The organism is Pseudomonas sp. NPDC079367, from assembly GCF_044542195.1.
In the GTDB taxonomy this organism is placed as follows: domain Bacteria; phylum Pseudomonadota; class Gammaproteobacteria; order Pseudomonadales; family Pseudomonadaceae; genus Aquipseudomonas.
Window position 1 is genome coordinate 38110 of record NZ_JBITTW010000038.1, and the last position, 23771, is coordinate 61880.

General features: G+C 60.6%; 23 protein-coding genes and 1 other RNA gene. 11 read left to right on the forward strand and 13 right to left on the reverse strand.

The window, feature by feature from the left end; genetic code table 11:
• Positions 1-32 precede the first annotated feature (32 nt).
• From ACIGDJ_RS22865 to ACIGDJ_RS22880, 4 genes are all read left to right on the forward strand, one after another.
• Positions 33-1196, forward strand: coding sequence for a putative zinc-binding metallopeptidase (locus ACIGDJ_RS22865; protein WP_397479622.1), 1164 nt, complete (start codon positions 33-35; stop codon positions 1194-1196).
• Positions 1197-1342: 146 nt separating this feature from the next.
• An RNA gene (ffs, locus tag ACIGDJ_RS22870) (signal recognition particle sRNA small type) lies at positions 1343-1439 on the forward strand.
• A 201-nt stretch (positions 1440-1640) separates the two neighbouring features.
• Complete coding sequence (locus ACIGDJ_RS22875; RefSeq protein WP_313004436.1) at positions 1641-2129, forward strand: hypothetical protein; 489 nt, start codon at positions 1641-1643, stop codon at positions 2127-2129.
• Positions 2130-2165: 36 nt separating this feature from the next.
• On the forward strand, positions 2166-4133 hold the full coding sequence (locus ACIGDJ_RS22880) for a hypothetical protein (protein WP_397479623.1): 1968 nt from the start codon (positions 2166-2168) through the stop codon (positions 4131-4133).
• Between the two features lie 41 nt (positions 4134-4174).
• Here the strand turns inward: ACIGDJ_RS22880 and ACIGDJ_RS22885 are convergent, their stop codons facing one another.
• Entirely contained in the window at positions 4175-4924 is a 750-nt protein-coding gene (locus tag ACIGDJ_RS22885) for a substrate-binding periplasmic protein (protein ID WP_397479624.1), read from the reverse strand.
• 145 nt (positions 4925-5069) lie between these two features.
• Between ACIGDJ_RS22885 and dnaX the strand changes: the two genes are divergently transcribed.
• The 5 genes from dnaX to ACIGDJ_RS22910 all read left to right on the forward strand — a co-directional run bounded on the left by dnaX (position 5070) and on the right by ACIGDJ_RS22910 (position 10848).
• The gene (dnaX, locus tag ACIGDJ_RS22890; protein WP_101157359.1) at positions 5070-7160 is read left to right on the forward strand and encodes a DNA polymerase III subunit gamma/tau; all 2091 of its coding nucleotides are present in this window, start codon (positions 5070-5072) and stop codon (positions 7158-7160) included.
• A 66-nt stretch (positions 7161-7226) separates the two neighbouring features.
• Positions 7227-7565 (forward strand): YbaB/EbfC family nucleoid-associated protein, encoded by a 339-nt coding sequence (locus ACIGDJ_RS22895; RefSeq protein WP_003223337.1) that lies wholly within the window; start codon positions 7227-7229, stop codon positions 7563-7565.
• A gap of 280 nt (positions 7566-7845) precedes the next feature.
• On the forward strand, positions 7846-8880 hold the full coding sequence (locus ACIGDJ_RS22900) for an NADP-dependent oxidoreductase (RefSeq protein WP_101157361.1): 1035 nt from the start codon (positions 7846-7848) through the stop codon (positions 8878-8880).
• Positions 8881-8946: 66 nt separating this feature from the next.
• Positions 8947-9549 (forward strand): recombination mediator RecR, encoded by a 603-nt coding sequence (gene recR / locus ACIGDJ_RS22905; protein WP_064363871.1) that lies wholly within the window; start codon positions 8947-8949, stop codon positions 9547-9549.
• A gap of 150 nt (positions 9550-9699) precedes the next feature.
• Entirely contained in the window at positions 9700-10848 is a 1149-nt protein-coding gene (locus tag ACIGDJ_RS22910; RefSeq protein ID WP_101157363.1) for an acyl-CoA dehydrogenase family protein, read from the forward strand.
• A gap of 90 nt (positions 10849-10938) precedes the next feature.
• Here ACIGDJ_RS22910 and ACIGDJ_RS22915 read toward each other — a convergent pair whose 3' ends face one another.
• Entirely contained in the window at positions 10939-11487 is a 549-nt protein-coding gene (locus ACIGDJ_RS22915; RefSeq protein ID WP_007918333.1) for an adenine phosphoribosyltransferase, read from the reverse strand.
• A gap of 75 nt (positions 11488-11562) precedes the next feature.
• Positions 11563-12297, reverse strand: coding sequence for a fumarate/nitrate reduction transcriptional regulator Fnr (gene fnr, locus ACIGDJ_RS22920; protein WP_016773865.1), 735 nt, complete (start codon positions 12295-12297; stop codon positions 11563-11565).
• A 154-nt stretch (positions 12298-12451) separates the two neighbouring features.
• Between fnr and ACIGDJ_RS22925 the strand changes: the two genes are divergently transcribed.
• A complete protein-coding gene (locus ACIGDJ_RS22925) occupies positions 12452-12934 on the forward strand; it encodes a hypothetical protein (RefSeq protein ID WP_101157365.1) in 483 nt (160 codons plus the stop codon).
• On the opposite strand, the gene hemN is transcribed toward ACIGDJ_RS22925, so the two are convergent.
• From hemN to ccoG, 6 genes are all read right to left on the reverse strand, one after another.
• Complete coding sequence (hemN, locus tag ACIGDJ_RS22930; RefSeq protein ID WP_397479625.1) at positions 12931-14313, reverse strand: oxygen-independent coproporphyrinogen III oxidase; 1383 nt, start codon at positions 14311-14313, stop codon at positions 12931-12933. The two genes, ACIGDJ_RS22925 and hemN, sit on opposite strands and share 4 nt — an antisense overlap.
• Before the next feature lie 169 nt (positions 14314-14482).
• Positions 14483-15166 (reverse strand): sulfite exporter TauE/SafE family protein, encoded by a 684-nt coding sequence (locus ACIGDJ_RS22935; RefSeq protein ID WP_101157369.1) that lies wholly within the window; start codon positions 15164-15166, stop codon positions 14483-14485.
• Entirely contained in the window at positions 15159-15371 is a 213-nt protein-coding gene (gene ccoS, locus ACIGDJ_RS22940; RefSeq protein ID WP_101157371.1) for a cbb3-type cytochrome oxidase assembly protein CcoS, read from the reverse strand. Before ccoS ends, ACIGDJ_RS22935 begins: the two co-directional genes overlap by 8 nt.
• 23 nt (positions 15372-15394) lie before the next feature.
• Positions 15395-17845, reverse strand: a complete 2451-nt coding sequence (locus ACIGDJ_RS22945) for a heavy metal translocating P-type ATPase (protein ID WP_397479626.1) — start codon at positions 17843-17845, stop codon at positions 15395-15397.
• Positions 17846-17980: 135 nt separating this feature from the next.
• Positions 17981-18520, reverse strand: coding sequence for a FixH family protein (locus ACIGDJ_RS22950; protein WP_101157375.1), 540 nt, complete (start codon positions 18518-18520; stop codon positions 17981-17983).
• A 13-nt stretch (positions 18521-18533) separates the two neighbouring features.
• Complete coding sequence (gene ccoG, locus ACIGDJ_RS22955; protein WP_397479627.1) at positions 18534-19949, reverse strand: cytochrome c oxidase accessory protein CcoG; 1416 nt, start codon at positions 19947-19949, stop codon at positions 18534-18536.
• A gap of 454 nt (positions 19950-20403) precedes the next feature.
• On the opposite strand from ccoG, the gene ACIGDJ_RS22960 reads away from it, so the two are divergent.
• Complete coding sequence (locus tag ACIGDJ_RS22960) at positions 20404-21423, forward strand: metallophosphoesterase family protein (protein WP_397479628.1); 1020 nt, start codon at positions 20404-20406, stop codon at positions 21421-21423.
• A gap of 57 nt (positions 21424-21480) precedes the next feature.
• Here the strand turns inward: ACIGDJ_RS22960 and ccoP are convergent, their stop codons facing one another.
• The 4 genes from ccoP to ACIGDJ_RS22980 form a co-directional block, all read right to left on the reverse strand.
• Complete coding sequence (ccoP, locus tag ACIGDJ_RS22965; RefSeq protein WP_397479629.1) at positions 21481-22464, reverse strand: cytochrome-c oxidase, cbb3-type subunit III; 984 nt, start codon at positions 22462-22464, stop codon at positions 21481-21483.
• Positions 22461-22646, reverse strand: coding sequence for a CcoQ/FixQ family Cbb3-type cytochrome c oxidase assembly chaperone (locus ACIGDJ_RS22970; RefSeq protein WP_003175465.1), 186 nt, complete (start codon positions 22644-22646; stop codon positions 22461-22463). Before ACIGDJ_RS22970 ends, ccoP begins: the two co-directional genes overlap by 4 nt.
• Positions 22647-22651: 5 nt before the next feature.
• The gene (ccoO, locus tag ACIGDJ_RS22975) at positions 22652-23260 is read right to left on the reverse strand and encodes a cytochrome-c oxidase, cbb3-type subunit II (RefSeq protein WP_007917161.1); all 609 of its coding nucleotides are present in this window, start codon (positions 23258-23260) and stop codon (positions 22652-22654) included.
• The coding region (locus ACIGDJ_RS22980; protein ID WP_397504623.1) for a cbb3-type cytochrome c oxidase subunit I at positions 23260-23771 on the reverse strand (512 nt) is incomplete at its 5' end. The genes ccoO and ACIGDJ_RS22980, both read right to left, overlap by 1 nt.

Below are 23771 nucleotides of genomic sequence, written 5' to 3' on the forward strand. Positions count from 1 at the left end.
CTAGTCTTGGCCAGTCCCAGGGAGAGATCGCCATGCACCGCTTTTTCGAGCAGCTCAGTTCCCGCATCATCGCGCCGTTCGTGGCCGGAACCTCGCGCAACAGCAAAGTCTGGCCGTGCCGTTGCGGCCAGTCGCTGTTCTTTCGCAACAGTCAGTGCCTGGCCTGTAACGCCTTGCTCGGTTACCAACCCGAACAAAGTCGCCTGACCTCGCTGCAACCGGGGCCGGAAGAGGGCACCTGGACGCTTGACGTCGATCCTGAGGCCGGCCTGTTTCGCCGCTGCGCCAACCTCGACATGCCCGCAGCCTGCAACTGGCTGCTGCCGGCCAACGATCACGACACCTTGTGCATCGCCTGTAGCCTCAATCGCACCATTCCCGATTTGTCCGTCGCGCAAAACCCCGAGCGCTGGCGCAAGGTCGAGATCGCCAAACGCCGCCTCGTCGCGCAACTGATCACTCTCGGCCTGCCGGTCATCCCGAAAACCAAGGATGAGGAAGCCGGGCTGGCGTTCGACTTCATCGGTGTCGACCTGGAAGGCAACGCGCCGATGACCGGCCACGCCAATGGCCTGATCACCCTCGACATCAAAGAGGCCGACGACGCTCACCGTGAGCAAGTCAGAGCAGCGATGCACGAGCCTTATCGCACGCTGCTCGGGCATTTTCGCCATGAGGTCGGCCACTACTACTGGGATCGCCTCATCGCCAACGGCCCTTGGCTGGACGCGTTCCGCAATCTCTTCGGCGACGAGCGCGCCAGCTACGCCGAGGCGCTGGACCGGCATTATCAGCAAGGCGCACCGCTGGACTGGCCGCAGCACTACGTCAGTGCCTACGCGACCATGCATCCGTGGGAAGACTGGGCGGAAACCTGGGCGCATTACCTGCACATGATGGACGCGGTGGACACCGCGCTGGGCTTTGGCATGAGCGCGCGGGAAATGGATTTCGACTATCAGCCGTTTCCGGCCAGCACCCTGTATGACCCCGAGCATCCGGGCGGCACGGCGTTCCTCTCGTTCGTCAATGCGTGGATCGAACTGGCCGGCATGCTCAACGAACTGTCGCGCAGCATGGGCCAGCCGGATTTCTATCCCTTCGTGCTGCCGGCAGCGGCAATCGCCAAGCTGCACTTCATTCATCTGGTGATCCAGCAAGCGGGCGGTCGTGCAGACGAAGTCCTGGCCCTGTAGGAGCTGCCGGAGGCTGCGATCTTTTGCCGTCTTCGCATGTCCTTGAACCTGTTGGTATTTTTTATCTGCAACCAACGGTTGTAACTTCATCTCAGACAGGTACAATGGCGCGGCTCGCCGACAGGCAAGCGTCGTTATGGTGACCCCATCGGTCCCCCCGCAACGATTACCCGTGAACCTGGTCAGATCCGGAAGGAAGCAGCCACAGCGGGAACATTGTGTGCCGGGGTGTGGCTGGTGGGGGCACCACCTTAACGAACCAAAGGCTGCAAACAGAACTGCATGGGTTTCGCCCACTGCGGTTTTTTTATGCCTGCGATTTGGCTTTGGCGTTGATCCGCCATCAGAAACGCGCGGAACCGCAACGCAGCCTCCCGGCGCCCTTGAGGCTGTCGAAGCTGAACAGTGGCATACTCCCTCGCCTGGTATCGAGAGGTAAGGCAAGTGGGTGAAATTGACGATCTGACCCGGGAAAAACTGCGCGAATGGCAGTTGCGTCGTCTGGAAGTCAAAGCGCAAATGCAGGAGCAGCCCGAGCGCACGCTGGAGCTGTCACGAGTGCTCGACCTGATGGACGAAGAGCACGCCGCCATCCTGGCGGCTTCGACTGTATTCAATGCGGCTGAAGAAACGACTCAGCCGGTCGCGGTGCAGGCTCAGCCGGCCATCGCTGAGTCGGTGGCCGGCCAATACGACCTGCAACTGCACGCCACCGCGCAAAGCCCTGAACACCTGCGCAAACTGCTGGAAATGGCGCTCTACGAAGTGCAGGCGCAGATTGATGCTGGGGCGGTGTCGGCCGGTGGAGATCGACGCGGCATGTCCGGGACGCTGGGCGACTACGCCTTCGAGCTGCGGGTCAATCCCGAGGCCGGCAGCGAGGGGCAACTAGCGCACACCCATCAATTGCACGACGAGAATGACCAGGACTGATCTGGTGATGTGTCAAAGCCCAGACGGCGAGGTTGTATGCACCCGGAACATTTTGATTTGGCCACCCCGGTATTTCTGCCCATCGCTCACGATGCGTGTATGGCGTTGTTGCAGCCCGACGGTGACGCGACACTGGCCAGCCTGAGCGACCCGGAGCTGGCGGCATTGCTGGTCATCCAAAATCTCGCCCAGGCCACGGAAAAGGATTTGAGCGCCAGCGCCGCAGAAAAAATTCTCGCCAAACTCATTGACTGGTCTGTCACCTCTCGGCGGTCGGGATCGGCGGGACTGATTTCAGAGGCGCGGCGGCTGTTCGATTCGCGCAAATTGTACTTCGGCCTCAATGCGCTCAAGAGTCTGAACCTGCGGTTTCTCATGGCCGATGAAGTCACTGCGCAGGAATACCTGTTGCCCGATGGGCAATGGGATGTCGACTACAAGATTCGCCATCAGAAACAGAACAACCCGTTCCGCCAGCAAATGATCACGCCACGCGAGCGTGAGCACTGGTTAAGCGCGGCGCAGGACAAGCTGCTGCGAACCTTTCGCGCCAATCTCGACGAAGACCTGCACGTGCAAGGTTATGCAGGCATCGGCAAGAGCTACATGCTCAGTGCGCTGATCGAATGCCTGCGCTCGAAACGCACCCTGGTGCTGGCGCGCACCCCGGCCAAACTGGCGACGTTGCGCAAGCACATCGTGCAGGTCCACGACACCGAAATTGGCCAGACGTTTTTCGATTTCGCCCAGGCCCAGCTACTGGGTCCCCGGGTGCATTTGGCCAGGACGCCAGCGCGGATCCCGAGCAAGCAGGCGCTGGCGCAGGAACTGAACATGTTCGGCTTTCGCCACCACGATGGGCAGGGCACCCTTGAGGTCTGCCTGCGCGTGCTGGAGTTGTACTGCGCCTCACGAGATCACACGTTGTGCGCCAGGCACCTGCCGCATTTTCAGCAGCCCTTGACCGGCGCTGACTCGCAGGCGCTGCTGGAATATTCCAGTCGCCTGTGGGTTTATCTCGAGGCCAACCCGGCCTGGTCCAGCCAGACGGGTTTTCAGACGTTGCTCATGATCAAGCGCGCCAGTCTCTCCGGTTGCCGCGTCCCGCCGCGCTACACCCATGTGATCATCGATGAGAGCCAGGATGTGCCGGCGTCGCTGCTGCAAATCATCGAGCGCGGGAAGCAGGTGCTGATCACCCTCGGCGATGAATATCAACAGGCCACGGGTGAGGCTCTCAAGCGCAAGCGTGAAGTCCGCCAGAGCGATATCTGCTATTCGGTGCGCTCGGGGCGCAATGTCGAGCGCTTGGTCAATCCGCTGATCTCGCGCCACACGCACAAGAGCAAAGTGCCGTTTGAAGGCGCTCGTCACGCTGACGTCGATATTGAGTACTACCCCGAAGCCTTCGTGCCGCCGGAGGGTTGTGTGGTGCTGACCGCGTCGCCATGGGACACGATGATGTGGGCCATTCACCTGCACGATTCCAATTGCGCCTTCAGTTTCCCTGACAGGGAAGCGCAGGACGACATCAAGCATTTCATGACCACCGCCATCGAATTGTTCCGCCGCGATTTCTATAACGCCGGGACCAGTGAGAAAGGGCCACACCCCTATTTCAGTGACATGGCCGATTGGCGGCAAGTGCGCGAGGCCAACCGTTTCGACGAGGCGTTTCTGTGGATCGAAGCACAACTGCAAGAAGGCTTCAGGATTGCCGACCTGACTCGACTGAGCCAAAAGATCATCGAACCGGGCAAGGCCTGTCTGTTGATGATGGCCGAGCAGGCCGGCGGCATGGAGTTCAGGCGGGTGCTGTTGACGCGGGCATTGCTCAGTAACGAGAAATTCAGGGACGCCTACGAATTCGACCAGCGCATCTGCGCCGTGTACATCGCCGTGTCCCGCTCCCGGCAGCAGCTTTATCTGCCTTACGATGTGGTGGAGTGGATCGATTATCACCACAGCCGCGAGCCGAAATTCCGCGAATCGCACGGTTATTGATCGACGCGTTTGCAAGAGCGAGCAGGCTCACCCCGGCAGGGTTATCGAGTGTTCCCGGAGCTGCCCGTGTAGAGCCGGATAATGTCGTCGATCTCGCCGGACATTTTCATTCGCAGCAACGTCCGCAGAATTCGCTGTACCGGCACCTTCGGGTCGTTTCTCACATAGCAGCCGATATCCTGTTCCTGCAGCACCGCGACCCCGCGCAACTGCTGCTCCGGCAGCAGGCGCTGATTGATCCAGTCCAGCGTCCACTGGTTGCTCACGGCGTAGCGATAGCGTCCGGCAAGGAGCTTCTCCAGCACCTGTTCCTGATTGCGCGCGTCTTCGCGTTGTAACTGATCGGCGTTGAACAGCGGTTGCAGGGTGGGGTAGCTGTAACCGTTGACGGTGCCGATGGCCTGGCGCGGCAGGTGGGCGGGATCGATCCGTGCGGATTGGTCTTGGCGGCTGACCAGCAGGTCGCGCTGAAACCACAGCGGCACGCTCCAGATGTAATCGCCGGACTGATTCGGCAGCCAAGACTGGGCGGCATAGCAGCGTACATCGATGTCGCCGTGCTCCATGGCGCTCTGTATCCGCGCGCGCGGCAGCACGATGAAGTGCGCCGGCGCGCCGACCTGGGTCGCCAGGCTGAGCAGAATGTCGTGCAGGATGCCTTGGGTCGGTCTGCCGTCTTGCAGTTGCACCATCGGCATCGCCCAGCTGTCCGGCACGGCGAAGCGCAACGGCGCTTGAGCGGCCATCGCGTTGAGGCTGATTCCCAGCAATGCCCACAGGGCCCACCGCATAAACGCTCCGGTCATTCGCCGTCCCGAGCCGATAAAAGCCTCTGCTGATGCAGCTTAGCCATATTAGACGAGGACACCGGATGCAATTTTGCCCTTGCTCCGCTAGCATTAGCCGCTTCTGCTTCCTTCGCTGCGACGGTTTTCGATGAGTTATCAGGTTCTTGCACGTAAATGGCGTCCGCGCTCGTTCCGCGAAATGGTCGGCCAGACCCATGTGCTCAAGGCTCTGATCAATGCCTTGGACAGCCAGCGGCTGCACCACGCCTACCTGTTCACCGGGACGCGCGGGGTCGGCAAGACCACCATCGCGCGGATCATTGCCAAGTGCCTGAACTGCGAGACAGGCATCACCTCCAGCCCCTGTGGCGAATGTTCGGTGTGCCGCGAGATCGATGAGGGCCGTTTCGTCGACCTGATCGAGATCGACGCCGCCAGCCGCACCAAGGTCGAAGACACTCGCGAGTTGCTCGATAACGTGCAGTACGCGCCAAGCCGTGGGCGCTTCAAGGTCTACCTGATCGACGAAGTGCACATGCTCTCCAGTCATTCCTTCAATGCGCTGCTGAAAACCCTCGAAGAGCCGCCGCCCTACGTCAAGTTCATCCTGGCGACCACTGATCCGCAGAAACTTCCGGCAACCATTCTTTCGCGCTGCCTGCAGTTCTCCCTGAAAAACATGACGCCGGAGCGTGTGGTCGAACATTTGACCCACGTGCTTACGGCGGAAAACGTACCGTTCGAAGACGATGCACTGTGGCTGCTCGGCCGTGCTGCTGACGGCTCGATGCGTGACGCCATGAGCCTGACCGATCAGGCCATCGCTTTCGGTGAAGGCAAGGTGCTCGCTACCGACGTGCGGGCGATGCTCGGCACGCTGGATCACGGTCAGGTCTATGGCGTGCTGCATGCGCTGATCGAAGGCGACGCCAAGGCGCTGCTCGAAGCCGTGCGTCACTTGGCCGAGCAAGGCCCGGACTGGAACGGCGTGCTCTCGGAAATTCTCAACGTGCTGCACCGCGTGGCCATCGCCCAGGCGCTGCCGGAAGGCGTCGACAATGGTCATGGCGACCGTGATCGCGTATTGGCCCTGGCCCAGGCGTTGCCGGCCGAAGACGTGCAGTTCTATTACCAGATGGGCCTGATCGGTCGCCGCGACTTGCCGCTGGCGCCGGATCCGCGCGGCGGCTTCGAAATGGTCTTGCTGCGGATGCTGGCGTTCCGACCGGCGGACACGGCGGACGCGCCGAGGCAACCGCTAAAGCCAGTGGGGATCAGCCAGGCCACAGTTGATTCCGCAAACTCAGTGGCTGCCGCGCCCAAGCCTGCGCCGGTGGTCGCTGCGGCGGTTGCGCCAGCAGCGGTGGCTGAGCCGGCAGCCGTAGCGGCGTCAATGCCCGAGCCAGAACCTGTTGCGCCGGTTGTCGAAGCGCAACCGGAGCCTGAGCCGGTCGCCGTCGAAGCTGTGGTCGATCTGCCATGGAACGATCCGGTAGAAGCCGAGCCCGAGCCGGCGCCTGTACAGCAACCTGCCGTAGAACCGGTGCTGGAAACCGCTGGCGAGCAGCCCGAGCTGCCGCCAATGCCGCTGCCAACCCCGGACAGCGTCGTCCCGGATGCGCCGGAGTGGGCCGCGGCGCCGATTCCCGAGCCGTCCGTCGCCGAGGTCGATGCCGCTACGCCGGGTATGGACATGGATGACGAGCCGCCGCTGGATGAGGATTACATCGAGCCGGACATGGATTCGGCCTACAGCTACCTCGACGAACTGGCCAGCGAACACGCCGCCGATCCCGAGCCTGAGCCCGAGCCGGAACCTGCCGCCGCGCCGGCCACTGGCCTGGCCCTGCAATGGCTGGAGCTGTTCCCGAAACTGCCGATTTCCGGCATGACCGGCAGCATCGCCGCGAACTGCACGTTGATCGCGGTAGACGGCGATCACTGGCTGATGCACCTCGATCCGGCTCACAGCGCCCTGTTCAACGCCACGCAACAGCGTCGTCTCAACGACGTGTTGAACCAGTTTCACGGGCGCACCCTGACCCTGACCATCGAGCTGATCAAGCCCGAGCAGGAAACCCCGGCCCAGGCTGCCTCGCGGCGCCGCGCCAACCGTCAGCGCGAGGCGGAGGAGTCGATCCACGGTGATCCGTTCATCCAGCAGATGGTTCAGCAGTTCGGCGCGGTGGTGCGAAGCGATACTATTGAACCTGTCGACGCCTTGGTCACCCAAGGCTAATAACTGAAGGTGCTCGGCCTCGATGGCCGGGCGCTGTTTTATCCAAGTACGTTTGAGGTGATTCCCATGATGAAAGGTGGCATGGCCGGCCTGATGAAGCAGGCGCAGCAGATGCAGGAAAAAATGGCCAAGATGCAGGAAGAACTGGCCAACGCCGAAGTCACCGGCAAGGCCGGCGGCGACATGGTCACCGTGGTGATGACCGGTCGTCACGACGTTAAAAGCGTGAGCATCGACCCAAGCCTGGTCGAAGGCCTGAGCGAAGACGACAAAGAGATGCTCGAAGCCGTGGTCGCCGCCGCCGTCAACGACGCCGTGCGCAAGATCGAGGCCAACAGCCAGGAAAAAATGGGCAGCATGACCGCCGGCATGAACCTGCCAGCGGGTATGAAATTGCCTTTCTGATTCGCCATTGGGCGGCAGATGAGCTACACAAAATGCCAGGCATTGCGCCTGGCATTTTTGTTTCTACCTGATGGTCATGGGCGTGCAGGACTGACGCCTTCGCGAGCAAGCCCGCTCCCACAGGTCATTGCGTTCCATCTCAAGAAATGCGCTCGGATGTGGGAGCGGGCTTGCTCGCGAAGGGGCCGACTCGATCCACATGAAGAAACATCGAACACACCACCACTGCCAAGGTCTGCTCCCTATATCACCGAATTTCCCATTCACAGGAGACGCTGACATGTCCGACCCTCTCACCCTCAATCAACGCTTCGTTCTTGCCTCGCGCCCGACCGGCGCGCCGACCCCGGAGAACTTCCGTCTCGAGCGCGAGGCGTTGCCGGATCTGCAGGAAGGGCAGGTGCTGCTGAAAACCCTCTACCTGTCGCTGGACCCGTACATGCGCGGGCGCATGAGCGACGCACCATCCTACGCCGCGCCAGTGCAAATCGGCGAAGTCATGACGGGCGGCGCGGTCAGCCGGGTCGAGCAGTCCCGTCATCCGAAATTCCACGCCGGCGATCTCGTGGTGGGTGCGACTGGCTGGCAAAGCCACAGCCTCAGCGACGGCCGTAACATCATGCCGATTCCCGCCGGGCTGCCGAGCCCATCGATGGCCCTCGGCGTTCTGGGCATGCCGGGCATGACCGCCTACATGGGCCTGATGGACATCGGTCAGCCGAAAGAAGGCGAAACCCTGGTAGTGGCTGCGGCGTCTGGTGCCGTCGGCTCGGTGGTCGGCCAAGTGGCGAAGATCAAAGGGTTGCGCGCCGTCGGCGTGGCCGGTGGTGCCGAGAAATGCAAATACGTGGTCGAGGAGTTGGGTTTTGATGCCTGCATCGACCACAAGGCCGACGACTTCGCCGAGCAACTGGCCAAGGCCTGCCCCAACGGCATCGACATCTATTACGAAAATGTCGGCGGCCATGTTTTCGACGCGGTCGTGCCGTTGCTCAACCCCAAGGCGCGCATCCCGTTGTGTGGCCTGATCGCCGGCTACAACGCTGCCGAGGCGCCGACTGGCCCGGATCGCCTGCCGATGCTGCAACGCACGCTGCTGACCAAGCGCGTGCGTATTCAGGGCTTCATCGTGTTTGACGACTACGGTGATCGCCAGCCGGAATTCATCAGCCACATGGTCCCGTGGGTGCGCGACGGCAAGGTCAAGTTCCGCGAGGACGTGGTCGAGGGCCTGGAGCAGGCTCCCGAGGCTTTTATCGGTCTGCTGGAAGGGCGCAACTTCGGCAAACTGGTGGTCCGGGTTGCCCAGGATTGAGGATTTGACGCTGGCCAGAGGCGCGGGTATAAACCGCGTCTCGTTGTTTAGTCGGACTGTTTACACATGAGCTTCAGCCCTTTGATTCGCCAACTGATCGACGCGCTGCGCACCTTGCCAGGCGTGGGTCAGAAAACCGCTCAGCGCATGGCGTTGCAGTTGCTCGAACGTGATCGCAGCGGTGGTACACGTCTGGCCCAGGCCTTGAGCCAGGCCATGGAAGGCGTCGGTCATTGCCGCCAGTGCCGTACGCTGACCGAGGACGATTTGTGCCCGCAATGTGCCGACCCGCGCCGCGACGACACGCTGCTCTGCGTGGTCGAAGGACCGATGGACGTCTATGCAGTCGAACAGACCGGTTTCCGTGGCCGCTATTTCGTGCTCAAGGGGCATTTGTCGCCGCTGGATGGCCTGGGGCCGGAAGCGATCGGCATTCCACAACTGATGGCGCGGATTGAAGAGGCCGGGACGTTTACTGAAGTCATCCTCGCGACCAACCCGACGGTGGAGGGCGAGGCGACCGCGCACTACATCGCCCAGTTGTTGCAGAACAAAGGCCTGATCGCTTCGCGGATTGCCCACGGTGTACCACTGGGCGGTGAGCTGGAGCTGGTCGACGGCGGCACGCTGGCGCATTCGTTCGCCGGGCGTAAACCGATTTCCCTTTAAAAATCAAAAGATCGCAGCCTTCGCCAGCTCCTGCAGGGAACGCTTTCCAGTGCAGGAGCTGGCGAAGGCTGCGATCTTTTGATCTTCTCTATCTTGTTAACCAAGCAAGCGCTCGGTTAACTTCGGCGAACCCTTCCGTGGAGCTCGCCCATGCCTGCCTTTCAGGAATACTTCGACCCCAGCCACCAATTGGTCCGCGACAGCGTCAGACGTTTCGTCGAACGCGAGATACTGCCGGACATCGATCAGTGGGAAGAAGCCGAAAGCTTCCCCCGTGAGCTGTACTTGAAGGCCGGTGCGGCGGGGATTCTCGGCATCGGCTATCCCGAGGCGCTCGGTGGCAGCCATGAAGGTGATCTGTTCGCCAAGGTCGCTGCCAGTGAGGAGCTGATGCGCTGCGGCTCTGGCGGGCTGGTAGCGGGGCTGGGTTCGCTCGATATCGGCCTGCCGCCGATCGTTAAGTGGGCGTTACCCGATGTGCGTGAGCGGATCGTGCCACAGGTGCTCAGCGGCGAGAAAATCAGCGCCCTGGCGGTGACCGAGCCTGGCGGCGGCTCCGACGTCGCCAACCTGCAGACCGGCGCTGTGCGTGACGGCGATTTCTATCGGGTCAGCGGCAGCAAAACCTTTATCACCAGCGGCGTGCGCGCGGATTTCTACACCGTTGCGGTGCGTACCGGTGCGCCGGGGTTTGGCGGTATCAGCCTGTTGCTGATCGAGAAGGGCACGCCAGGTTTCAGTGTCGGCCGCCAGTTGAAGAAAATGGGCTGGTGGGCCTCGGACACCGCCGAGTTGTTTTTTGACGACTGCCGCGTGCCGGTGGGCAATCTGATTGGCGCCGAGAACATGGGCTTTGCCTGCATCATGGGTAACTTCCAGAACGAAAGGCTGGCGTTGGCGCTGATGGCCAACATGACTTCGCAACTCGCATTGGAACAGAGCCTTAAATGGGCGCGCGAGCGTGAGGCCTTTGGCAAATCGATCGGCAAGTTTCAGGTGATCAAGCATCGCCTCGCCGAAATGGCCACGGCGCTGGAAGTGTCGCGGGAATTCACTTACCGGCAAGCGGCGAAGATCGCGGCAGGACAGAGCGTGATCAAGGAAATTTCCATGGCGAAGAACTTTGCCACTGACACGTCCGACCGGATCACCACAGAGGCCGTGCAAATTCTGGGGGGGCTTGGTTACATGCGTGAAAGTCTGGTGGAGCGGCTGTATCGGGATAACCGCATTCTGTCGATTGGCGGCGGGACGCGGGAGGTGATGAACGAAATCATCAGCAAGCAGATGGGGCTCTGAAAGCAAAAGATCGCAGCCTTCGGCAGCTCCTACAGGGAAATGCGGATCCCTGTGTAGGAGCTGCCGAAGGCTGCGATCTTTTGATCTTGATTATTTGTCGGTCAACGCAAACTGCGTCAGGCAAAACGTTGGAATACCCATGTCCTCAAGACGCTGCGAACCTTGCAGCTCTGGCAAGTCGATGATCGCCGCCGCTTCATGCACCCGCGCGCCCATGCGGCGAATCAGGTTGGCCGCCGCGATCAGCGTGCCGCCAGTGGCGATCAGGTCATCGAACATCACCACCGAATCGCCTTCGCACAGGCTGTCGGCGTGCACTTCCAGAAAGGCCTCGCCGTACTCGGTCGCGTAGCCTTCAGCGAGCACGTCCGCCGGCAGTTTGCCCTGCTTGCGGAACAGCACCAGCGGCTTGTTCAACTGATAGGCCAATACCGAACCGATCAGAAAACCACGGGCATCCATCGCGCCGATGTGGGTGAAGTCGGCTTCGACGTAGCGGTGGGCGAAGCTGTCCATGACCAGGCGCAGGGCTGTCGGCGACTGGAACAACGGGGTGATGTCGCGAAAGATCACGCCCGGCTTGGGGAAGTCGATCACGGGGCGGATCAGGGATTTGATGTCGAAGGAGTCGAAGACCATCGGGGTGTCCTGGCAGGGCTGCAAACGGCGCAGTATACCCGCGGCTGAAACGATTCGCTCAACCGCGGGTCGTGATCAGCCTTCGATCGAACCGCCGGCCAACGCGCATAGCTGAATCGGGTCGAGAATGTGGATCTCTTTGCCCTCGGCGGCAATCAACTCGTTCTGCTGAAAGCGCGTGAACACCCGCGACACGGTTTCCACCGCCAGGCCCAGGTAATTGCCGATTTCATTGCGCGACATGCTCAGGCGGAACTGGTTGGCCGAGAACCCGCGAGCGCGGAAACGTGCCGACAGGTTGACCAGAAAGGTCGCGATGCGCTCGTCGGCGGTTTTTTTCGACAACAGCAGCATCATTTGCTGATCGTCACGGATTTCGCGGCTCATCACGCGCATCAACTGGCGGCGCAGTTGCGGCAGTTGCAGGGCCAGTTCGTCGAGGCGCTCGAAAGGGATTTCACAGACTGAAGTAGTTTCCAGCGCCTGGGCCGACACCGGGTGTTTCTCCGTGTCCATGCCCGACAGGCCGACCAGTTCGCTCGGCAAGTGGAAGCCGGTCAGTTGTTCTTCACCGGCATCGCTCAGGCTGAACGTCTTGAGGGCGCCGGAGCGCACTGCATAAACGGAATCGAAGGTGTCACCCTGGCGGAACAGGAATTCGCCTTTTTTCAACGGGCGGCCGCGTTTAACGATTTCGTCCAGCGCATCCATGTCTTCCAGATTCAGAGAAAGTGGCAGGCAGAGCGGGGCCAGGCTGCAATCCTTGCAATGGGCCTGGTTGTGAGCGCGCAGTTTGACTGGCTCGGACATTTCTTCAATCCTTGTGGGAAAACACACATAAGCCGTAAGGGTAACCCACACAAGGACATTCAGGCCAGCACGCGGCGGCGTTGTCTTACCGAGATAAAGCCGCAGCACTTACGGCCGATAACCTGTTATCAGCATTCATCCAAGGAAGGCCCCGATGACCGCCATTGGCACGCTAAGCCCCGGTAGTAGTGGCGTTACTGCTTCGCCAGGGGGCACCAAAAGCGACACTGCAACGGGCCGCGATGACGAGATGTCCAACACCGCAACCCCGACCTTGGTCGAGGGCGTCAAAGTGTCGCTGTCCGGTGCGGCCATCGCCAAATCCGCTGCTGTCGGCGGCAAAAACAGTGACATCGACAACAGCGGCTTGCCAGAGAACATCCGGCATTTGCTGAAAATGATTCGAAAAATCCAAAAAGAAATCGTCGAGAAGAAAGCCCGCATGGCGGCAGTCATGTCAGACAAAACCCTTTCCATTGAAGAAAAGATCAACAAGCTCGCCGCCCTGCGTGGCGCTATTGCCGCCCTCAACAGCGGCCTGATCACCGCCAACCTGGCCTTGTCGAAAGTCATGAACCAGTCGGCGCTGACCCCGGATCAGAACCTCAAGGTCGGCTCGTTGCTGACCAAACCTTAAATCACTCGCGAGAAACGCTGGCGGTTCTGCTGCTCAAGGTACGCATCGAAGACCATGCACACCGAGCGCACCAGCAATCGGCCCGCCGGCAATACCTCGATCCGCTCGCGATCAAGTTTGATCAGGCCATCATCGGCCATACCCTGCAATTGCGGCCATAGCGCGCCGAAATAGCCTTGGAAATCGACGTTGAACTGCTGTTCGATCTCGGCAAATACCAGAGTGAAATTGCAGATCAGCTGCTGAATCACCGCGCGGCGCAAGCGATCGTCGGCGTTGCATACGAGGCCCCGACTGGTCGCCAGTTGCGCGCTGACAAGGCTGTTCTGATAGGCATTGAGGTCGCTGCTGTTCTGGCAGTACAAATCGCCAATCTGACTGATCGCCGACACGCCTAACCCAATGAGGTCGCAGTGGCCGTGGGTGGTGTAACCCTGAAAGTTGCGTTGCAGGGTGTGGTCTTCCTGAGCGATCGCCAGCTCGTCATCGGGCAGAGCGAAGTGGTCCATGCCGATGTAGCGGTAACCGGCCGCGATCAGTTGCTCGATGGTGCGCTGAAGCATTTCCAGCTTGTGCGCCGGGCTCGGCAAATCGCTGCTGTTGATCCGTCGTTGCGGCATGAAGCGTTCCGGCAAGTGCGCGTAGTTGAATACCGAAAGACGATCCGGTTGCAGGCTGATCACTTCCTCGACGGTGCGGGCGAAATTGTCCGGTGTCTGCTTCGGCAGGCCATAAATCAGATCGATGTTGATCGAGCGAAATTGCAGAGTTCGCGCCGCATCGATCACCGCGCGGGTTTCTTCCAGGCTTTGCAGGCGATTGACTGCGCGCTGCACCGCCGGGTCAAGGTCTTGCAGACCGATGCTGACCCGATTGAAACCCAGTTCTCGCAAGAGGCCCATGGTCGACCAGTCGGCTTCGCGCGGGTCGATTTCGATGCCGTAATCGCCCGAGTCATCATTGAGTAAGTTGAAATGCTCGCGCAGGTGCGCCATCAGCTGGCGCAGTTCGTCGTGGCTGAGAAAGGTCGGTGTACCGCCACCGAAATGCAGTTGCTCGACTTTTTGCGCCGGGTCGAGGTGGCAGGCAATCATCTGGATTTCCTGCTCGAGCCGCTGCAGATACGGCTGTGCGCGACCGCGATCCTTGGTGATGACTTTGTTGCAGGCGCAGTAATAGCAAATGTTCGCGCAGAACGGCACATGCACGTACAACGACAACGGCCGCTGCGCCTTGCGGCTGTCGCGCAGGGCATGGAACAGGTCAAAGGTGCCGACCTGACCGTGAAATTGCACGGCAGTCGGGTACGAGGTGTAGCGCGGCCCCGCCAGATCGTAACGGCGGATCAAATCGGTGTCCCAACGAATGGCGTCGAGCATGCGGGCATTCCCCCGGATAGGCTGGCAGTGTGGCGAGTCTATCGGGGTGCGGCGATGGGGCTGTTGATTTGCATCAACGGCACAAGATCAAAAGATCGCAGCCTTCGGCAGCTCCTACCTTGGAATTCGACCTCCTGTAGGAGCTGCCGAAGGCTGCGATCTTTTGCTTCTAATGACCCATAAGCCAATGCTGATGCGGGCCGGGAAGGGTCCACAGGCCAAACACAATCACCAGCAAGCCACCGGCCATGCGCACGCTGCGTTTGCGCAGGATCGCGGTCACTCGTTCAGCCGCCAGCCCCGTGGCGAGCAGCACAGGCCAGGTGCCGAGGCCAAACGCAAGCATCAGCAATGCGCTGTCCAGCGCATTGCCCTGACTCGCGCTCCACAGCAACGTGCTGTAAACCAGCCCGCACGGCAGCCATCCCCACAACGCACCGAGCAGCAGGGCACGCGGCAGACTGGAAACCGGCAGCAGGCGATTCGCGACGGGTTGAATGAAGCGCCACAAACCACGACCGAGCGCTTCGATCCGGGTCAGCCCACTCCACCAGCCGGCCAGATACAAACCCATCGCGATCAACAGCAACCCGGCCAGCACGCGCATGAACAGCGCTGCCGGGCTGTTGGCAACCGCCCAGCCGGCCAGGCCGATGAGTAATCCCGCCGTGGCGTAACTGAGAATCCGCCCCAGGTTGTACGCCAGCAACAGGTGAAAGCGCCGGCTGCGCTGTTCCTTGGGGATCGCCAGGGTCAGCGCGCCCATCAGGCCGCCGCACATGCCCAGACAATGGCCGCCACCGAGCAGGCCAAGGATCAGCGCCGATACCAGCAGGGGCGCCAGTTCAAGCATGAGGTGGCGCCTTGTCGTCCGGTTTGAAGGCGTTGGCTTCGTCTACTGCGGCGGTGTGATTGGGGTCCTGATCGTCAAAGAGGATGCTGTGCGCCGGGCTGTCGAGGTCATCGTACTGACCGCTGTCCACCGCCCAGAAAAAGATGTACACGGCGATGGCGACGATCAGCAAGGCAGCGGGAATCATCACGTAGAGAGCTGGCATCTGTCACTCCAGGCCCGCGCGGCTCAGGCCGGCAGCGGGCGGGTTTGGGTCGGGCTGCCGGCAGCCGGCGCGCTCGGCAGGCGAGTCAGGCGCAGGGCATTGAGCACCACCGTCAGCGAACTGATCGACATGCCGACCGCCGCCCACACCGGAGTGATCCAGCCGAGGGCAGCGAACGGCAACATGAGGCCATTGTACAGCGCCGCCCACAGCAGGTTTTCGATGATTACCCGGCGCGTGCGTCGCGCCAGCGTGAAGGCTTGTACGAGGGCGTCGAGACGGTTGGACAACAACACCGCATCGGCGCTGGTTTTCGCCAGATCGGTGGCCGAGCCCATGGCCACGCTGATGTCCGCCGCAGCCAGCACTGGCACGTCGTTGACGCCGTCACCGAGCATCAGCACTTTGCGCCCTTGCTTGTGCAGTTGTTGCAACACTTGCAGTTTGTCATCGGGGCGCAGACCGCCCCGGGCCTCGTCGATGCCCAGTTCGGCGGCGACACTGGCGACCATGGGTGAACTGTCGCCGGACAACAGCAAGGTGCGCCAGCCCCGTGCTTTGCAGGCCGCGAGCAGGGCCGGAGCGTCGTCACGCAGGCGATCGTCAAGCACCAGCCACGCCAGCGGCCCGTGGGTGTCGGCGAGCAACAGCCATTGTCCGGCTTCTTCAGGCATTGACGGCAACGCCGCGCCGCTCAACGCGCAGGCAAACGACGCCTGACCGATGCGCAAACGGCGCTCGCCGACGACCCCTTCAAGGCCCAGGCCCGGGGTGCTGTGCACGTCCTCGGCGGCCAGCGGCGCACGACCGAACGCGCGGGCGATCGGGTGCTCCGAACGGTTTTCCAGCGCGGCGGCAAGGCTCAGGCATTGCTCGCTGTCGAGCGCGCCGAGCGGGCGGATCGAGCGCAGCACCAAGCGACCTTCTGTGAGCGTGCCAGTCTTGTCGAAGATCACCGTGTCGATCTGGTTCAAGCCTTCCAGCACGTGCCCACGTGTCAGCAGCAGCCCGAGTTTGTGCAGCGTGCCGGTGGCGGCGGTGAGGGCGGTCGGCGTCGCCAATGACAGCGCGCACGGGCAGGTCGCCACCAGCATGGCGAGGACGATCCAGAACGCCCGTGAGGAATCCAGCTGCCACCACAGCAGGCCGATCACTGCGGCCGCGATCAGCGACAGCAGCAAAAACCATTGCGCGGCGCGGTCAGCGATTTCCGCCAGACGCGGTTTCTCCGCCTGAGCGCGATCAAGCAGGCGCACGATCGCGGAGAGACGCGTGTCCTGCCCCAGCGCCTGCACTTGCACGGTCAGTGCGCCTTCGACATTGAGGGTGCCGGCGGTGACTGCATCGCCCAGTGTGCGCGGTTGCGGCAGGTATTCACCGGTCAGCAGGGATTCATCGATGCTCGACTGACCGTCGATGATTTTGCCGTCGGCCGGCAGAATCGAGCCCGGCTGCACCAGAATCCGCTCGCCCACACGCAACTCGCTGAGCAGGATGCGTTCGCTCTGGCCATCGCTGTCCAGGCGCAGGCATGAGGCCGGCAACAGGTTGACCAGTTGCGCAGTCGCGGCAGCGGTGCGTTCGCGGGCGCGGCGTTCCAGATAGCGCCCGGCCAAAAGAAACAGGGCGAACATGCCGACCGCATCGAAGTACAGCTCGCCGACCCCGGTGATCGATGTCCATATTCCGGCGATGTAAGCGCTGCCGATCGCCAGTGAAACAGAAACGTCCATGGTCAGGTGGCGGGTACGCAAATCGCGCATCGCCCCTTTGAAGAACGGCGCGCAGCTGTAGAACACGATGGGTGTGGTCAGAAACAGCGCGACCCAGCGCAGGATCGTGTGCAGCTCGGGGCTGAGGTCGATGTTGAATTCCGGCCACGTCGCCATCGTCGCCATCATCGCCTGAAACCACAGCAAACCGGCGACGCCGAGTTGGCGCAGGGCCAGGCGATTCTCGCTGGCCAGTTGTTCGCTGGCGCGGTCGGCTTGATAGGGGTGGGCGGCGTAACCGATGTGGCGCAGTTCGGCGAGGACCTGGCTCAGCGGTAATTGCGCATCGGCCCATCGCACATACAAGCGATGGTTGGACAGGTTCAGTCGCGCTTCGGCGACGGCGGGCAGAGTGCGCAGATGCTTTTCGATCAGCCAGCCGCAAGCGGCGCAACTGATGCCTTCCATCAATAAGGTGGTTTCGGCCAGGTCGCCCTCGTGGCGGACGAAAGGTTGCTGCACGTCGGCGCGATCGTACAGCGCCAGTTCATCGCTCAGTTGCACCGGCAGCGCTTCGGGGTTGGCCGAAGCTTCGCTGCGATGCTGGTAATAGCTTTCCAGGCCACCGGCGACGATGGCTTCGGCCACCGCCTGACAGCCCGGGCAGCAGAACTCGCGTGCCTGCCCGAGGACGACAGCGGTGAAGCGGCTGCCCGACGGGACGGGCAGGGCGCAGTGGTAGCAGGGGAGCGGAGTGGTCATGGTGCGCGTTCCGATGATCGTTCCCACGCTCCGCGTGGGAATGCCTTCCCGGACGCTCCGCGTCCGCTTCGGCTGGGACGCAAAGCGTCCCTGGCTGCGTTCCCACGCAGAGCGTGGGAACGATCAGAGTAAGGCTTATTTTTTCAGGTCTTCCGCACCCTGCAATGGCTCATCACCCAGCAGCAGATCCTTGTCATGGCTGACCAGTTCTTCTTCAAACATGCGCCACACGTGCTCGTCCTGGCTGCCAAGCAACTCGACAAACCGCCGGCCTTCGACCTTGTCGCTCAACTGGCCAATGTAGCGCCCGGTCTCGCTTTCACTGCGGGTCAGAACAATCTTGCGATCCTTCTCCGGCTGGGTCGGCGAGATCAGGTTCAGTTCCAGGGTTTGCGGCAGGCTGTCACCGCTCAAACGCAGGTCGACTTCGCCAGTCATATCGTCCAGATGCACCGCCGCGCGCAGTTTCAGGTTCTGTGCGAGCAATTCACGGTCCAGTGAACGGTTGATGCCTTTGCCCGCTTCGTAATAGTTGTCGTTGACCAGGTTGTCCGGGTTGTTCACCGCGATGGTCACCATGGACAGGGTCAAGGCCACCGAGCAGGCCAGAATCGCGATGATGATCCACGGCCAGAGGTGCTTGTACCAGGGACTTGCGGCGTTTGCAGCGGGCATGTTCAAAATTCTCTCAACGGATTTGTGGGCCGATGAATCGGCTCTTGGCTTCAACGTGGACGCTGTCGTCATCGGCGTCCTTGAGGATGAATTTCACCTCGTTGGTGCTCGATGGCAGTTGTTCCGGCGCGCTCGACAACTCGACCGGCATGCTGACGATGTCGCCGGCGGCAACCCTGATCTCGCGTTTGCCTTGCAGGCGCAGGTCGGGCAGGCCCTCGGCTTGCAGCACGTAGGTGTGGTCGCGCTGATCCTTGTTCATGATCTTCAGGCTGTAGACGTTTTCGATCCGGCCTTCGGCGTTTTCGCGGTACAGCACGCGATCCTTGCTGACGTCGAAACCGACCAGCGAACGCATGAAGAACGCGGCGACCAACAGGCTGATCATCGCCAATAACACCACGGCGTAACCAATCAGGCGCGGCCGCAGTTTATGGGTTTTCTGCCCCGACAGGTTGTGCTCGGTGGTGTAGCTGATCAGCCCGCGCGGATAATCCATCTTGTCCATGATGCTGTCGCAGGCGTCGATGCACGCGGCGCAACCGATGCACTCGATCTGCAGGCCATCGCGGATGTCGATGCCGGTCGGGCAGACCTGTACGCACATCGTGCAGTCGATGCAGTCGCCAAGGCCGAGCGCCTTGTAGTCGATGCCTTTCTTGCGCGGCCCACGGCTTTCGCCACGGCGCGGGTCGTAGGAAACGATCAGCGTGTCCTTGTCGAACATCACGCTCTGAAAGCGCGCATACGGACACATGTAGATGCACACCTGCTCACGCAACCAGCCGGCATTGCCGTACGTGGCGAGTGTGAAAAAACCGACCCAGAAATACGACCAGCCATCGGCCTGGCCGGTAAAGAATTCAATGACCAGTTCGCGGATCGGCGAGAAGTAACCGACGAAGGTCATGCCGGTGACAAAACCGATCAACAACCACAGCGCGTGCTTGGCCGCTTTGCGCAGGAATTTGTTGGCGCTCATCGGCGCCTTGTCGAGCTTGATGCGCTGATTGCGGTCGCCTTCGGTGACCTTCTCGCACCACATGAAAATCCACGTCCACACGCTTTGCGGGCAGGTATAGCCGCACCAGACACGCCCGGCGTAGACAGTGATGAAGAAAAGGCCGAACGCGGCAATGATCAACAGTCCCGAGAGCAGGATGAAATCCTGTGGCCAGAAGGTCGCGCCGAAGATGAAGAACTTGCGCTCCGGCAGGTTCCACCACACGGCCTGATGACCGCCCCAGTTCAGCCACACCGTGCCGAAATACAACAGAAACAACGCCGAGCCGCCGAGCATCCGCAGATTGCGGAACAGACCGGTGAAGGCACGGGTGTAGATTTTTTCTCGTGAGGCATAAAGATCGACGCTGTTGTTCGCGTTCTTGCTTGGCGGCGTGACGTCATGTACCGGAATCTGATTGCTCATCATTGCATCCCACGGCAGTGGAAAAATGCCTCGGTCGATACGTGCCAACCAAGGTCAAAAAAGGCTGTTGCAGTGGCGCGATGATACGCCTGTCGCTCTGGCTCAAGGGTGCGACCTTTGGTCGCGTTGGGGAAAAAACCTGAATGGTGTAGCGAATGCAGCAAAGCATGACGCAGGTCAATTGACTATAGACGATGGGTGCTGCTCGCATCGCTTGCGTTCTTACTGCACGAAGGGGCTTTCGGTCGGAACAGCCTGATGCTCTGTGCGAATATCTTTTGAATATATGTGCATGTATCAAAACAGGCGGAACGGTAGTTTTGTTGATTAAGTTAATTGTTCGAATGTTTGTCGAAATATAAGTTATTAATGTTCGGTTTGTTTGTCGGGTTGGTTGTTGTAGTTTGAATGCTCGTCCGTGTCGGGCGTATATATTTGATGAGAGGGATCTCTTATGTTCTATAAGAAGTTGGTGGGTGCGTGTTCGCTATTGCTTTCGTTACTGGCGGTCAACGCTTACGGGCAAGACAGTGACTACTCCCCAAAGCATTTGATTTTTACTTCCGATCCACAATTCCCGTGGACCGAAAGTTCTGATCGTGGCTGGAACGAGACATCAGGGGAGCGTGACAAACGCTCGCGCTGGCTGATTGAAAGCCAGTATTCTGACGTGGCGAATTTTCGGCGAAGCTTCCATCAGTATGTCGAGCGGATCCCGGTGATGATCAATGGCGACATGACCGCTTTTGGGCATGGCTCGGAACGTTCCACGGTAAAGGAAATTCTCGATCGGCAACTTGGCGGAGTCTACGACTACGGTCTCGGTAATCATGACTACCAGAACAACATCAATGATTGCAGTTTTCCCGAAAACAACTGTGCCGCCGGCAGCATCACGGACTTGAAAGAACGCTATTGGGGCAAGGTCGACACCTTTGATCTGGCACTGAGAGATGAAAAAGGCAGAAAAAGCTTTTATGGCAGTCTTGCCTATTCGAAAAATTATGGCGATGTGCATCTGGTGCAATTGAATAACGAACCGACTTATTCAGTGCGGTTCTCTTCCGGATTTCCATTGTTCAAAGTCGATTACGAAATTTCCGATGCGCTGGACTGGCTGGAGAAAGATTTGAAAGTGGCTCGTGAGAAAGGTCAGATCATCATTCTGAACATGCACAAGCCTGATCGCTGGGCCGGCACCAGCGAGCAAGTGGATCGATTCCGGGCGATGATCGAGAAGTACGCCGTGACCGCAGTGTTCGCAGGGCACTTGCACAACAGCCCCGGCGGCTACTACCGCAATTCGGACAGTTTCGGCAGTGTCCCGGTGTATCTCAGCGGCGGCGCGTCGAATCAGACCTACTTGATCACCGAATTCGCCGCAGATCGCAAGACGATGAACGTGCATCAGGTCAACGCCAACAATTGGCCAAGCCGTAAATTGATCGCGACTGTCGATGTTAGAAAGGAGTAACGAAAAAGGCCCCGCCAATCGAAATTGGCGAGGCCTCTCTGGTATCGAGCGTTGGCCTTATTCAGCGTTCGCTTCGGGTGCTTTTTCGCCATGGGACAAGCTGTAAACATACGCCGCCAGCAGATGCACCTTGTCGTTGCCCTGCAGTTGTTCCTGCGCCGGCATCTGGCCCTGGCGGCCGTAACGGATGGTCTGCTGCAGTTGCGCGAAGCTTGAGCCGTAGATGAATGCGCCCGGATGGGTCAGGTCAGGCGCGCCCATGGCCGGGGTGCCTTTGCCGGCAGGGCCGTGGCAGGCCACGCAGTTGGCCGCGAACAGTTTCTGCCCGTTGGCCGGATCGGCTTTGGTGCCTTCCGGCAGTTTGCGTCCGTCGAGGCTGGTCACCACGAAGGCCGCCACATCGGCCACGCCTTGCTCGCCGATCACTTCTGCCCAGGCCGGCATCACCGCGTGGCGGCCGCCCATGATGGTGGTCTTGATGGTTTCCGGCTCGCCGCCCCAGCGCCAGTCAGCATCGGTCAGGTTGGGGAAGCCGTAGGCGCCCTTGGCGTCGGAGCCGTGGCACACCGAGCAGTTGGAGGCGAACAGGCGACCGCCCATTTTCAGTGCTTGCGGATCCTTGGCGACTTCTTCAATCGGCATGGCGGCGAACTTGGCGAAGATCGGGCCGAAGCGGGCGTCCGAACGGGCCATTTCCTTTTCCCATTCGTGCACGCCGGTCCAGCCGGTCTGGCCGTTGGCGAATGCGGTCTGCTTTTCGTTATCCAGATAGTTGTAACCCGGCAACAGACCTTTCCAGTTGCCCAGGCCCGGATACAGCACCAGATAACCCAAGGCGAAAATGATCGTGCCAACGAACAGCATGAACCACCATTTCGGCAGCGGGTTGTCGTACTCCTCGATCCCGTCGAAGGAGTGGCCGACCGTCTCGTCCGTCTGTTCGCTGCGCTGGCCCTTGCGGGTCGACAGCAACAGCCAGGTCAGCGCGAAGATCGTACCGAGACTGAGGACTGTGACGTACAGACTCCAGAATGTAGTCATTCTTTGTTACTCCTAGAAGCTTGCTCGACGTGCTTGATGGCTTCGGGATCATCCGCAAAAGGCAACAGGGTCGCGTCTTCAAACTCCGACTTGCGCTTGGGGCTGAATACCCACAAGGCCAGACCGATGAAGGCCACCATCACGACAACGGTGCCCAGGCCTCGAATCATCCCGATATCCATCAGATTCACCGTTTGCTTTTGATGATGGTGCCCAGGCCTTGCAGATAGGCCACCAGCGCGTCCATTTCGGTTTTGCCCTTCACGGCATCCTGTGCACCGGCGATGTCTTCGTCGGTGTAGGGGACGCCGAGAGTGCGCAACACTTCCATTTTTTTCGCGGTTTCCTTGCCGTCGAGCTTGTTTTCCACGAGGAACGGATAAGCCGGCATTTTCGACTCGGGCACCACGTTGCGCGGGTTGTACAAGTGCGCACGTTGCCAGTCATCGGAGTAACGACCGCCCACTCGGGCCAGGTCCGGCCCGGTACGTTTGGAACCCCACAGGAACGGGTGGTCCCAGACGCTTTCACCGGCAACCGAGTAGTGGCCATAGCGTTCGGTTTCAGCGCGGAACGGACGGATCATCTGCGAGTGGCAGCCGACACAACCGTTGGCGATGTAGACGTCGCGGCCTTCCAGTTCCAGCGCCGAGCGCGGCTTCATGCCCTCGACCGGCTTGTTGGTGACGTCCTGGAAGAACAGCGGAACAATTTGAGTCAAGCCACCGACGCTGACGGCGATGACCATGAAGAAGGCCAGCAGGCCAATATTCTTCTCGACAGCTTCATGCTTCATCAGTGAGCTCCAACGACGGCAATCTTGGCGGCGGCTTCGGCTTCGACCGGGTCCGACGCACGTACGGTGCGGTACACGTTGTACGCCATCAGCAGCATGCCGCTGGCAAAGAACGCCCCGCCCAGCGCACGGACAATGAAGCCCGGGTGGCTGGCCTGCAGCGCTTCGACGAACGAGTAGGTGAGGGTGCCGTCATCGTTGATTGCACGCCACATCAGGCCCTGGGTGATGCCGTTGACCCACATCGAGGCGATGTAGAGCACGGTGCCAATGGTCGCGAGCCAGAAGTGCGCGTTGATCAGTCCGGTGCTGTGCATCTGCGCCCGGCCGAACAGTTTCGGAATCATGTGATAGATCGCGCCGATCGAGATCATGGCTACCCAGCCGAGAGCGCCGGCGTGTACGTGGCCGATGGTCCAGTCGGTGTAGTGCGAGAGCGAGTTGACGGTCTTGATCGCCATCATCGGCCCTTCGAAGTACGACATGCAGTAGAAAGAAAGCGATACAACGA